The 13,400-nt window shown below is 57.3% G+C and carries 8 protein-coding genes and 1 pseudogene; 5 read left to right on the top strand and 4 right to left on the bottom strand.

All coding sequences use genetic code 11. The annotated features are described in order from the left end of the window. Positions 1-51: 51 nt before the first annotated feature. Together G5168_RS14000 and G5168_RS13995 are read right to left on the bottom strand one after the other, a co-directional pair. Positions 52-686, bottom strand: a pseudogene (locus G5168_RS14000) (integrase core domain-containing protein); the annotation flags it as partial. 175 nt (positions 687-861) lie between these two features. After that, complete coding sequence (locus G5168_RS13995) at positions 862-2,217, bottom strand: 8-oxoguanine deaminase (RefSeq protein ID WP_421171932.1); 1,356 nt, start codon at positions 2,215-2,217, stop codon at positions 862-864. Positions 2,218-3,399: 1,182 nt separating this feature from the next. On the opposite strand from G5168_RS13995, the gene G5168_RS13990 reads away from it, so the two are divergent. Continuing rightward, a complete protein-coding gene (locus tag G5168_RS13990; protein ID WP_421252362.1) occupies positions 3,400-5,049 on the top strand; it encodes an MBL fold metallo-hydrolase in 1,650 nt (549 codons plus the stop codon). Positions 5,050-5,180: 131 nt separating this feature from the next. On the opposite strand, the gene G5168_RS13985 is transcribed toward G5168_RS13990, so the two are convergent. Both G5168_RS13985 and cysS read right to left on the bottom strand, forming a co-directional pair. Beyond that, a complete protein-coding gene (locus tag G5168_RS13985; RefSeq protein WP_421252361.1) occupies positions 5,181-5,822 on the bottom strand; it encodes a hypothetical protein in 642 nt (213 codons plus the stop codon). Positions 5,823-5,940: 118 nt separating this feature from the next. Then, complete coding sequence (gene cysS / locus G5168_RS13980) at positions 5,941-7,317, bottom strand: cysteine--tRNA ligase (protein ID WP_421252360.1); 1,377 nt, start codon at positions 7,315-7,317, stop codon at positions 5,941-5,943. 212 nt (positions 7,318-7,529) lie between these two features. Between cysS and G5168_RS13975 the strand changes: the two genes are divergently transcribed. From G5168_RS13975 to G5168_RS13960, 4 genes are all read left to right on the top strand, one after another. Continuing rightward, the gene (locus G5168_RS13975; RefSeq protein WP_033115878.1) at positions 7,530-8,027 is read left to right on the top strand and encodes a peptidylprolyl isomerase; all 498 of its coding nucleotides are present in this window, start codon (positions 7,530-7,532) and stop codon (positions 8,025-8,027) included. Further along, entirely contained in the window at positions 8,017-8,823 is an 807-nt protein-coding gene (locus G5168_RS13970; RefSeq protein WP_421252359.1) for a DUF4269 domain-containing protein, read from the top strand. Before G5168_RS13975 ends, G5168_RS13970 begins: the two co-directional genes overlap by 11 nt. Further along, positions 8,820-9,575, top strand: coding sequence for a UDP-2,3-diacylglucosamine diphosphatase (lpxH, locus tag G5168_RS13965; RefSeq protein ID WP_421252358.1), 756 nt, complete (start codon positions 8,820-8,822; stop codon positions 9,573-9,575). The genes G5168_RS13970 and lpxH overlap by 4 nt, the downstream gene beginning before the upstream one ends. Positions 9,576-9,874: 299 nt before the next feature. Next, complete coding sequence (locus G5168_RS13960; protein ID WP_421252357.1) at positions 9,875-13,309, top strand: ImpA family metalloprotease; 3,435 nt, start codon at positions 9,875-9,877, stop codon at positions 13,307-13,309. Positions 13,310-13,400 lie beyond the last annotated feature (91 nt).

Genomic DNA, 13,400 nt, shown 5'->3' with positions numbered 1-13,400 from the left:
GCTGTACAGATCTAGTTATCACCTGACACCGGCCTCAAGCCGGTGTCTTGTTTACGCTACTTTAGAGCGCACTTCCTTCGGTATCAATTTCAGACCCTTCTTGAACATGCTGTAGGGCGTCAGTCCCTCCATCATCCTGCCCTGATGCGGCCGCTGGGTGTTGTAGTGCGCCAGGTAGCTACCCAGGTCTGTCTGCATCTGCTCTACCGACTCATACCAGGTCGTCCTCCCCTTGATACGGAAGTGTTCATCCAGCAGTGTGCGATGCAGCCGTTCGATAAAGCCGTTGCTCTGCGGCCTGCGTACCTTGGTTGTCCGGTGCTCAATCCCCTCCAGTTGCAGGAACAGCTCGTAGGGATGATGGTCTGGGCGCCCACAGAACTCGCGCCCGTTATCCGACAGGATGGTATAGACCCGTGCCTCGTGGGCCTCGAAAAACGACTGTACCGTTTCATTGAGCACATAGACCGAGGTCACCGGCAGCTTGCTGGTGTAGAGCCGTCCCCAGGCGTGGCGGCTGTAGCAGTCCAGCACGGTTTGCAGATACACCTGCCAACCCCTTGGATCGCGCCGACGAAGAAGGTGCCGACAGCCACCAGTTCTCCGGTGTAGTGGACCTCAATCTGACGTTCTCGAAACTCTGGGCTGAGACGCTCGAACAGGCGAAGTTACTCGTCATTGAGCTCTTTGGCGAGCTCTGGCAGGCTGAGTTTTTCTCGTTGCAGGTCTACGGTGACTCCAGATAACACAGTAGGGGGCTCTGTTTTGTTATCCGGTTTGAAGCCATATGACCACTCCCTTTTGTGGACAACTGTCAGGTAATACCAACTCCATACAGCCAGGGAGTGGCACCAGAGTCGGCTAGCCATGCACCAGCGCGGCGGCGGCCACCTTGTGACGGGCAATAAGCTGCTCGATATCCAGCCCCTCGATGGCACCATCCACCACCCGCCACTTGCCACCCACCATCACCCGATCGGCCCGCTCGGCGCCGCACAAGATCAGGGCCGCGATGGGGTCGTGACTGCCGCTAAAGCGCAGGTCGTCGAGCTTGAACAGCGCCAGATCTGCCTGCTTGCCGGGCAGCAGCTCACCGAGATCGCCGCGCCCGAGCAGCCGGGCCGAACCTACGGTCGCCCACTCCAGCACCTTGCGCGGAGTGATGCGCTCGGCGCCGTAGCGCAGCCGCTGCAGATAGAGCGCCTGACGGGCCTCCTGCATCAGGTTCGAGGCATCGTTAGAGGCCGAGCCATCCACCCCTAGCCCCACCGGCGCACCGGCCGCCTCCAGATCCAGGGTCGGGCAGATGCCGGAGGCGAGCCGCATATTGGAGACCGGACAGTGGCACACCCCGGTGCCCGCCGCCCCCAGCCGTGCAATCTCGTCCGGATTGAAGTGGATGCCGTGGGCCAGCCAGGTGCGATCGCCAAGCCAGCCCACCTTTTCGAGATAATCGACGGTGCGCAGGCCAAAGCGTGCAAGGCAGAACGCCTCCTCATCCAGCGTCTCCGCCAGATGGGTGTGCAGCCGCACATCGAGCTCGGCCGCGAGTCTGGCGCTTTCCACCATGATCTCCTCGGTCACCGAGAAGGGGGAGCAAGGGGCCAGCGCAATCTGGATCTGCGCCCCGGCGCCGCGCTCGTGATACTGGCGCACCAGCCGCAGACTGTCATCGAGGATCTGCTGCTGCCCCTGCACCGTGTGGCGCGGCGGCAAGCCCCCCTCATCTTCGCCAAGGCTCATGGAGCCACGGGTCAGCATGGCGCGCATCCCCAGCTCACGCACCGCCGCCACCTGAATATCGATGGACTCCTCCATCCCGCGCGGGAAGAGGTAGTGGTGATCGGCCGCCGTGGTGCAACCCGAGAGCAGCAGCTCCGCCATCGCCACCTTGCTCGCCAGCGCCAGCGCATCCGGCGTCAATCTGGCCCAGACCGGATAGAGAGTCTTGAGCCAAGGGAAGAGCGGCTGATTGACCACCGGCCCCCAGGCGCGGGTCAGGGTCTGGTAGAAGTGGTGGTGGGTATTGATAAGGCCCGGCAGCACCACATGGTCGCGAGCATCGAACAGCTGTTCGCACGGTCGGGCAGGCTGTTGGCCTGCCGCCAGCACCTCGCTTATCAGACCGTTTTCAATCACCAGCCCGCCGCGGCCATCGACCGTTTCGGGGGTAAAGGTGGCAAGGGGGTTTTTAATCCAGATACGGGTAGCGGACATGGCCGACTCCTCCATCAGTGACACATAGGGGTGAGCCAGCTCAGTTATACCCTGTCTGCTGATCCAGAGGCGGCGGTCAGCGACCGCGGCCAACCCAGTCTAGACATACGGCGCAAAAAGTCTGTGATCGCCGTTTTGAATCAAGGTGATAGCGACGGATTACCCAAGGCGACCATCCACACAAGGTTTACCCCGCAATTAATCAATCAGTGATTAACAAAAGCTTGTGCCAGCGCAAAAAAACCTCTGGTTTCTGATAGTTGCGTGATGGCCGCCATAGTTAAGCGCTCAATGAATCCGTAAGATATTTGGCGGCGCCTGTTGGCCCCTTTTCCCAAACCAAGGTCAACGGCGCAATGTGGCAGCGACAGTCAGGGGCGGTAGCGTCTTTCACGGAGACCAGCCGGTCTCCCGCCCCTGCGCCAAGGCAACCGTCCCCTCTCCTCCTGCGGGAGAGGGTTAGGGTGAGGGGTCGCCAACCCCGTTGGCATAACTTCGCCAGCAGGGTCGGTAGGGTCGATTAGCGAAGCGTAATCGTCCGCGGTAACCGCTCCCCTTACAGGTGAAGCCCATGGCGCAATCCGCCAAGCCTGTTGCCGCAAGCAAACCCGCGTCGAATAGAGGTGCAATTCACTTCGTTCATTGCACCCTACGGTATGGGACAAACGGGATCACCCCGGCGAACAACAAGGGGCAACACCCAACCCGCAACGCCGAGGCCGGTTAACAGGCGTAGGGTGCACCAAGCGCAGCGCATTGCACCAAGGTAACCGTCCCCTGCCTATTCGGGGCACAGATTGGGCGGGTTGTTAGCTCGCAGCCAGCCCCTCGACCACCCTATGGCGAGAGCAGATTGTCACTCCTATGCAACAGGTGTCATCGCCATGGTTGCATAGGTGAAAAATCATGGTGAGTATAACGGCAAGCGGCACCCATCCCTTTCGGGAAGCGGTTTTATATTGAAGGCCCGATAGTAAGTATTTCACCGTAATAACGACTTATTTCTCGAACCTCTGATTATGCTTCGTCAATCGAACCTACGGCCTTCTAAACGATGATCTAATGCTTGATTCTACGAAATCCAAAAATATTTTTCTTTAGCACAGCAATATGAAAACTAACTAGCCACCTAAAAGGCATCAGAATCAATTAAATTTTTTATTGAAAAAACAAGGAGGTTTTATGCTAAAAGTGAACTTTGTTGGCGCTGTTAATGGCGTCAGTGGCTCTTGTTCTTGGTTACATCACACTGACTCGGACATTCAATTTCTTGTCGATTGTGGTGCTTATCAAGGTGGTGATGAGCCGCAAAGAGTAGAAAAGTTTGAGGATTTTCCATTCGATGCAGAGCAAATTAGCTTTATTTTACTTACCCATGCCCACCTAGATCATTGCGGTTTAATTCCTACATTAATTGAGTATGGTTTCACTGGAAAAGTCTATGCCACTAAAGCTACTAAAGAAATTGTAGAGGTAATGTTGTTGGACTCATTAAAAATAAGCGGAATGGACCAATGTCTTTTAAAAGAAATATCATGGTTTTTGATTGATGAACAACCATTTAAATGGGGGCAAACAATATCTCTATCAGATGGACTAAAGTTTACATATTTACGAAGTAGCCATATTCTTGGAGCTGCTCACATTTCATTATCTTGGAAAACCCCAAATAGTCCTGACAGCAAATGGAAAACTATTTTGTTTAGTGGCGATATCGGTGTTAATGTAGATGGTGCTGAATATTTACCGTTACTCAAATCTGAACATTACCCTTTTCCGCAAACTGACTATATGGTCATAGAGTCAACATATGGTTCTAGAAACAGAGAACCAACAGTTAAATCAAAAGATAACCGTATCGCTGAACTGTGGAAAGTTATTAACAACGTTTGTATAAATAATGACGGCACACTGTTAGTTCCTGCATTTTCATTGCATAGAACTCAGGAGTTAATATGTGACATCTGGGCTGCAATTGAAAAAAACATGCCACCAACTTATGATGAAAATAACAAGCCAAAGAGATTTCCATGGTGTGTCCACTCGCCTCTTGGTAATAAAATATCAACTATTTATAGCGATAGACTATTTGATAAAACATCGACTGGAAAAGGCATGTACATAAATGAGTCATTATTGCAAACACTGGGGTTTGATGACTATTCAAAATTAAAAGACCTTTTTGAAAAAGATAATAATGTGTCCGAACGTCAAATTTTAAGAAAGATTGGTACCAATCAAAAATCCTCAATCAAGACACCAGAAGATGTTATCCGAAAAAGACACAAAATAATTATTGCAAGCTCAGGAATGTGCAATGCAGGGCCTGTTGTCGATTATCTTGATTTATTATCTGATAATTCCAACAATGCGATTATAATTACTGGTTATCAGGCCAAAGAAGCCAATGGTAGCTCCACGCTAACTCAAAGAATGAAAAATAGTAAAGCATCTATTTTTGACTTCTCCAGTTATTACTCTGCCCATGCTGATCAGTCTGGTCTAGTTGATTTCGTTTTGAACACTCAAAACACTGAACAATCCAATTGCAACCCTGTAACAATATTCATTAATCACGGTTCAGATGATAGTAAGGCTGGACTAAAAAACAAATTAATTGAAGGTGGAGAACTGTCAAAGAGAAAAATAAAAGACATATATCTTGCAAGCTCACAATGGTTTGATCTTGACGCGGGTACCTATCTTCCAGATACATCAGATGATACGCTCACTCTATCATTAGATCAAAAAATAGACTTGTTAGGAAATGAATTGAAAGAAATAAAGATCATGCTCAGAAGACTGCTGAGAAAAACTACACTAAAGAAGTGAACTGTCATTCATATTATTTTGGATTTTTGACGTCAATATGATCTTACGTTATTTTGAAGATGAAAAACCGCAGCCTTGAGCTGCGGTTTTTATTTCTATTCCCCAAACACACTTCTATCCCAACTAAAAAACTATTTCCCCAACCCCTTGCACTGCTCTCCCCCTGCGGCGGGATAGGCGGTGAGCGTCTCATAGAGGGCGGCGCGCAGGCTGCCGGATTGGCAGAAGTCGCAGCTGCCGCCGGCGTCGATATCGGTGATGCGGGCGCCTTGCGGCCCGTCCTGTACCAGATAGGTGCTGACAAAACGGTAGGTGCCGCTGGGGGCGTCAAGCGGGGTGCCCGGCTCGCCAAAGGTGAAGCGCACCTTGACCTCGCTGCGATCCCGGCTGCCAGCGATGGCGTGAGACGAGAGGATCTCCGAGCCCAGCAGGTTATCCCAGGCGTTGGGTAGGAAGGGGTTGCCCTCGACAAAGGGGGGCTTCTCGTCGGGGGCCTCGCGAGTGGCTATTTCGCGCGCCCTGGAGGCGGCATTGAGCAGGCAGAGCAGCTCGGGGGAGACGATAGTGGGCAGCGCGCCGCCAAGATCGCTCTGATAGAGGCCGCTCGGTTTGATTTGGCGCTCCCAGTCGAGAAACTGGGCCACCTTGGCCTTGGCACGGGCACTGGCGGTCGGATCGAGTTTACCGCTGGTGGTGGTGCCCGCATGGGCCGGGACGATCAGGGCCGCTGCAGAGAGGGCCAGTGCCAGCACGGGCCAGCTGGATATCTTCATGGTGCCATCTTCCTTATGTTCGCTTGCATGGGCCGCGCCTTGAACCAAGCGCCGGGCCCTGAAAAAAAGAGCGCAGCCCAAAGGCTGCGCTCTGCGTCAGGTCGTCAACCGGCAGGCCTTAGGCACGGCGCCAGCTGGTCTTACCGGCGCTGTCTTCCAGCACGATACCCATCTCGGTGAGACGGTTGCGGGCGGCATCCGCCGCGGCCCAGTTCTTGTCGGCACGGGCCTGATTGCGCTCGGCGATCAGGCGATCGATTTCGGCAACTTCTTCATCCGCTTCATCACCCTTCAAGAAAGCTTCGGGGTCTTGCTGCAGGATGCCGAGCACGGCGCCCAGTTCGCGCAGACGGGCGCCCAGCGCGGCGGCTACGGCCATATCTTCACCCTTCTGGCGGTTGATCTCGCGCACCAGATCGAACAGGGCGGAGTAGGCTTCCGGGGTGTTGAAGTCGTCGTCCATCGCTTCCTTGAAGCGCGCTACCTGCTCGTCGCCACCGGCAGCGGCAGCTACCGGCAGATCGCGCAGGGCGGTGTACATGCGCTCCAGCGCGGCGCGGGCTTGCTTGAGGTTATCTTCCGAGTAGTTGAGCTGGCTGCGGTAGTGGCCAGACATCAGGAAGTAACGGACGGTTTCGGCGTCGTAGTGGGCCAGCACGTCACGGATGGTGAAGAAGTTGCCAAGAGATTTGGACATCTTCTCTTTATCCACCATCACCATGCCGCTGTGCATCCAGGTGTTGACGTAGTCGCCACCGTGGGCGCAGCAGGACTGGGCGATCTCGTTCTCATGGTGCGGGAACTGCAGATCGGAGCCGCCGCCGTGGATGTCGAAGTGGTTGCCAAGGTGCTTGGAGTTCATGGCGGAGCACTCGATGTGCCAGCCAGGACGGCCCGGGCCCCAGGGGCTTTCCCAGGTCGGCTCGCCGGGCTTGGACATCTTCCACAGCACGAAGTCGAGCGGGTTGCGCTTGGCATCGACCACGTCAACGCGGGCACCGGCTTGCAGTTGCTCCAGATCCTGACCGGAGAGCTTGCCGTAGTCGGCGTAGGATTCGACGATAAACATCACATCGCCGTTATCCGCCACGTAGGCGTGCTCTTTATCCAGCAGGGATTGCACCAGCTCGATGATCTCTTCGATGTGCTGGGTGGCACGCGGTTCGATATCCGGGCGCACCATGCCGAGGGCGTCGAAGTCGGCGTGCATGTCGCCAATCAGACGCTCGGTCAGCTCGTCGCAGGTGACGCGGGTTTCAGCGGCACGCTTGATGATCTTGTCATCCACGTCGGTGATGTTGCGCACGTAGGTGAGGTCATAACCGGCGTAACGCAGGTAGCGAGCGACCACATCAAAGGCGACGAAGGTGCGGCCGTGGCCGATATGACAGTGATCGTAGATGGTGACACCACACACATACATGCCCACCTTGCCCGGGTGGATAGGTTTGAATTCTTCTTTTTGACGAGTGAGTGTGTTGTATATCTTCAGCATCTTCTAACCACTGCCTGTGAGTAAAATGGTTGGTCATAATACCCCGTTCAGGGGCAGAAAACGAGGCAGAAAACGTGGCCAATCCCGCCTGCCAGCACGGTTACGGCGCCTGAGAGACTATGCCGCCAGCCCCTGATGGGCTAGAATTGCCACCACTTTATGCCATACACCTGCGGGCACTTCGTCGTCCGCATCAAATGAAAGGACATATCATGGTCACTCTGCACACCAATCACGGCGACATCACCCTCACCCTGAATGCTGAAAAAGCCCCGGAAACCGTGGCCAACTTCCTGCAATACTGCCGTGACGGTCACTACGACAACACCATCTTCCACCGCGTCATCGACGGCTTCATGATCCAGGGCGGCGGCTATGCCCCGGGCTTTGAAGAGAAAGACACCCGCGCTCCCATCAAGAACGAAGCGGCCAACGGTCTCTCCAACAAGATCGGCACCATCGCCATGGCCCGCACCATGGAGCCGCACTCTGCCAGCGCCCAGTTCTTCATCAACGTGAACAACAACGACTTCCTCGACTTCAAATCCGCCACCACCCAGGGCTTCGGCTACTGCGTATTCGGTGAAGTGACCGCCGGCATGGACGTGGTCAACAAGATCAAGGGCGTCAAGACCGGCAACTACGGCCGTATCCATCAGGACGTGCCGACCGAAGACGTGGTGATCACCAAGGTGACCCTTGCTGACTGATCTCTGCCGACTCGGCACTGACAAAACTGCGGCCCCGGCCGCAGTTTTTCCATCTGCCTCCCCCACTGCCAGCCCAAACTGGCGCCGCCTCGACTATCTGGCCCACGGAAACCCGCGCCAGCGCTCGGCCCATGCCCTGCTCACCGCCGGTGTGTGGGATGAGCTGGCCGCGCAGTGCGCCGATATGGCACTGGTGAGCACGCTCGCCATCGGCCTGGATCGGCCGGGCAGCGATCTTGATATTCTCTGCCAGCATGCTGATCCGGCGGCGTTTGCCGCTACTTTTGCAGAGCAAGGCTGGCAGGCGAGCCACAAGGGCGACAATGTCTGGCTGCTGGAGCGCACCTTTTCCTGCCTCGACCAGCACTTTGCTAATAGCGGTTCTGACAAGAGCGAGGCCAGCTGGCCGCTGGAGCTCTACGTCACCGCCGCCCCCATCGAGACGCTGAATGGCTGGCGCCACCTCACCCTGATGGCAGCTTTGCTACAACGCTTTGGCGATGCTTTCTATCAGGAGGTATTGCGCCTGCGCCTTGAAGAGGGAGTGAAAGGGGAAGCGGCCATGTGCCAGTTGCTGGGTCTGGCGGGCGATCCTTATGAAGCGCTGCTGACGCTGGAGGGATGCAATCTGGCCGAGCTGTCATGGCAGCCGCCATCCCGTGACGATATCCATACCTTAACTGGCGCGATGGCGCCCGCAGCACACGATCCGTCCCCTGTTGTGTCTACTATCTCTGCCACCCCTGTTTGCCCTGTTTGCCCTGTTTCGACCGAGAGCCCGATCCCCACATCATGAGCACCCTCTTTATCAGTGACATTCACCTCTCTGCCCAGCGGCCCGATATGACCGCGGCACTGGTGCGCTTTCTCGAGCACGACGCCCCCGGCGCCGATGCCCTCTATGTGCTGGGGGATCTCTTCGAATTCTGGATTGGCGATGATGACCCCAATCCGCTCCATCAACAGATGGCCGATGCCTTTTTGGCCCTGAGCCAGCAGAACGTGCCCATCTACTTTATCCACGGCAACCGTGACTTTCTGCTGGGCCAGCAGTTTGCCAAGCGCGCGGGGATGACCCTGCTGGGGGATCCCTGCGTGATCGACCTCTATGGGGAGCGGGTGGTGCTGAGCCACGGCGATCTGCTCTGCACCCTGGATCTGGGGTATCAGAAGTTTCGTCGTATCACCCAGCTCAAGTGGCTGCGCTGGCTCTTTTTGCGACTGCCGCTTGCCCGCCGTCAGGCCATCGCCTGCAAGATGCGCGGCCAAAGCCAGATGGAGAATGCCCACAAGAGCCAGATCATCATGGATGTGACGCCCGCGGCGGTGGACGACACCCTGCGCGCCCACGACTGCCGGATGATGATCCACGGCCACACCCACAGACCCGCCATCCACGACTTCACCCTGGACGGCCAGCATGCCCGCCGCATCGTGCTGGGAGACTGGTTCGAGCAAGGCTCGGTGCTGGTCTGCCGCCCCGGCGAGCAGCGGCTGGAAATGCGGGCGCTGGCAATGATCGGCCCCGCCGCTCACCCATCCGTCTGACATCCCCCCTGCGAGGGTTGCAGGCAAAACCTGCGGCCCGGCATCCCCTGTTAACCCGGTGAAGCGACTCATTACGGTGAGCTCAGGCTGGTATGGCCTGTGCTGATGGGGTGCTCGCCCCATCCCTATCGGTTCTGCTGCGCCAGCAACACCAAATACGGCAAACGCCGGCCAAAAAACACATCCAACATGCTGAAAATAAAGATAATTAACCATTCAGTCAGCGTTGAAATAAACGAAACCGCTCATTAGACTACCGACTCCTCCCACCCGTCGTAACACAAGGAACGTATCAAACAATGAAAAAGACGGTTCTCACCCCCTTACTGGCGCTGTTGATCACAGGCTGTGGCGGCGGTGATGGCGAACAGGAAGAGACCCCTATCCGCCCCCCTGTCACCCCCAACTATTTCGAGGCATCCAGCCAGAGCAGCGCGGGCGGACAGTTGAACCCCACCAGCCTGCGGTTGGCGGCGGGTGAACAGGGGCGCTTCTCGGTACAGGCTGACAGCGGTTACCTCCTGACCGGGATAAGCGGCTGTGATGGCACCCTGGACGGCCTCACCTATACCACTGGCCCCATGCGCAGCGATTGCCAGATCTCGGCCAGCTTCACGCAGGAGAGTGCAGCCGTCTATTTCAACGCCACCACTCAAGCTTCTCAGGGGGGCGCGCTAAGCCCCGACGCCCTGCGTCTGAACGCCGATGAGCAGGGCCGTTTCACCGTGCAGCCCGAAAGTGGCTTCGTACTGACACAGATCGCAGGATGTGAGGGAACACTGACGGGCAACACCTACACCACAGCACCCATGCGCGCCGATTGTCAGATCTCGGCCCGCTTTATCAGCGATGCCGCCAATGCCATTGCCCGGGAAGATCATACCCTTGCCAGCGAGCAATCCCTGATCGCCCATGCCCGTGCGGCGATTGCCGACAGTGAGGCTCACCGCACCGAGCTGGTTCGCAGCCTCTATCAGGGAATGGCACAGATCAGCTGGAACCCGAGCCACGACTCCATCACCTTTTCCAGCTTCCAGCCGGAGAGCACGGTGACCCTGCTCCCCTCCAACATCAATGGCAAGGGGGAGAGCGAGATCCGGGGGCTGGTGATGGTCTCCGAGCAAGCCGATTACCGTCAGGCCGCCATGGGGGCGAACCTGTTTTCCGTTGACCGCACAGCGCAGAGCGAGGCGCTGCTCAAGGGGCTGATTGGCTGGCTGACCCGGGGCAAGGATAGCGATGGCCTGCGCATCCTCACCGCCCAGATGCCAAGCCGCGCCGATAGCGTCTATTTTCCCCACAACGAAGGCGTGCGTGACTGGCTCAAGGCGATCTATCCCGACAAGCACAGCATCAACCCGGCCAATACCTGCGATTATCAGGCGCTGAGCGACTGTATCGACACCATGGCGCCGGAGCTTATCGTGATCAGCGATATCGACCGCCAGGGGCTGGGGTATCAGGGGATCGCACAGGGGATCGCCAAGGCCAAAGCGGCCGGGATCCCGCTGCTGCTCTCCAACTATCGGCGCGATGCCAGCCCGCTGCTAAGCCCCCTCTATCTCGATATGGGGCTGGTCACCTGGGGCAACTACTGGTCAAAACTCAGAGCCAGCGATCTGGCAGTGAACACCATCATGGCACCCGACGCCCAGCTGATGGCGGTCGATACCCTGCTTGGCAACCTTCAGGATCGCAACTTCACGACCCAGTGGCTCGATAGCTGCGGCGGCAACTTTATCAATTGCGGTGGCTCGGAGAGCTTCAACCAGCAGTTCAAGCTGGGTGCCGACTGGCTGAGAAATGGGGCCATCACCCTCGACAAGGCCGGGATCAGCCCCTTTGCCCGTGAGGGCGCGACACTGCTGCCCGCCACCCTGCTGCTGGCCGACAAATACCGTGCCGCCATCGACTACCCCATCGCCTGGGATGAGCATCAATCCTGGCAGCAGGCGATGTTTGCCGACTGGCTGGTGAGCTATGCCCGCACTCGTACCCCGGCCCAACCCGATCTGGGGGAGTACGTCACCGATCGCAGCAAGGTAGTGAAGGGACAAGCGACTCACTATGCCTATCCCGCAACGCTCACCGACAGTCGGCGCATTGCGGTTCCCTACAGCGGGCAGTGGACCACCACCGGCTGGTATGCCCTGCCGGGACAAACCATCACCCTGAGACGCACCGATAACGCCGATGTGTCCGCTACCGTCCGACTCAACTACCACAGGCCCAACACCAATCGCGCCTATGAGCAGAAGATCTATCGAGCCCCGCTGGAGCTGACCACCGGACGACTGATCTTGGCCAAGGGGGGCAGCGTCACCTTCACCTCGCCCTATGGCGGCCCTATCTATCTCTATCTGGAAGGGGGGGCAGCATCGCTGGCCGTCCAGGTGAGCGCCACGGGCGTCACCCGTCATCCGGCCATCATGGATTTCAGTGATGAGCAGCAGATCCGCGAGTTCAACGAGCGGCTGGAACAAACCGAGCTGCCCCATATCGATCTGCGGGCCGATGGCGCAGAACAGCATCTGCGCCGGGATCGCTTCACCAAGGCGGTGGGTGGCGTCATCCCCGACACCAATGCCCTGCTCGACAGCATCGCCCGGGATCACATCAATGGTGTCTACACCCTGGCGGGCCTGAAAATTCAGGGCAAGGGGCTCGATGAGTCGCTGCCTGCGGATGTTAAAAACGCCTGCGTGGCACTGTTGGGGGAGGGGTGTCTCGATGAGTCGATTCATACCCGCACCATCATCCAGCATGCCAACTATGACCAGAATGCCCATTGCGGCAGTGGTTGCAGTGGCAACCCGTGGGACTCTTCCGGCAGCATCAGCCCGACCGGCTGGCTCGACAATCACGAACTGGGCCACAACCTACAGACCAACCGGTTGAACGTGCAGTACGCTGCGGCAGACGATGCCGACAACTGGAGTGGCTACGGCAGCCGGGCGGGGGAAAACTCCAACAACATCTTCCCTTATGTGGTGAAGTGGCGCGCCCATTATCTGAGAGATGGCAACACGGCGCCCATCAAGGATGGACACATGAATCACAAGGATCTCTTCTATGTGTTCATGTCTGATGCGGCGCAGGTACGGGACAGGAGTGGCAACCGCGTCGTGCTCGGGGCCAACTGCAAGGTGCTCGATACCGGCGAGAGTCGCTACGAAGCCCCCTGGAAGAGCAATGCCTACGCCGTCCACAACGGCTATCGCATGGCGTTTTATATCCAGATGGCATTACGCGCCCACCGTATGCTCCTGACTGATGGCACCCGGCTGAACGATGGCTTCACTCTCTTCACCCTGCTCTATCAGCATTCACGGATCTTCGGCGCGGCAGCCGACAGTGAAGCGCAGTGGAATGCCAACAAGGATAGGCTCGGCTTTAGCCTGTTCCCCTACTCGGGGCATGCGGTCTATGGCGGCAAACGGGTGCGCGACATACCGGGCAATGACTTTATGCTGGTTGCACTCAGTCGGCTCACCGGTTGGGACTGGCGCAATCATTTCGATCTGCTCGGCCTGCGTTACTCAAGCCTCGCGGTCGCTCAGGTGCAGGCCAACCAGCGTTATGGCAGCCTGCCGATGGGGATGTATGTGCTGGAGGATGACCTGCCCCCTGCCAACATGAGCGAAGGCGTCACATTCCTGCCGCTCTCTGAAAGCGACGGATCCACCCTCTGGCCCCGCAACAGCGGCTCGCCAAGCGCCTGCCCAACACCCTGAATCCGGTCATCACGATAACTACGACAAGCGCCCGGCTGGGCGCTTGTTGTTTATCCGGCCTTTGGCCCCATGGTGGATGCCGAGAAGGTTG

The organism is Aeromonas sp. 600724, assembly GCF_049175135.1.
GTDB lineage: Bacteria > Pseudomonadota > Gammaproteobacteria > Enterobacterales > Aeromonadaceae > Aeromonas > Aeromonas veronii_A.
This window is presented reverse-complemented; position numbering and strand designations above follow the sequence as displayed.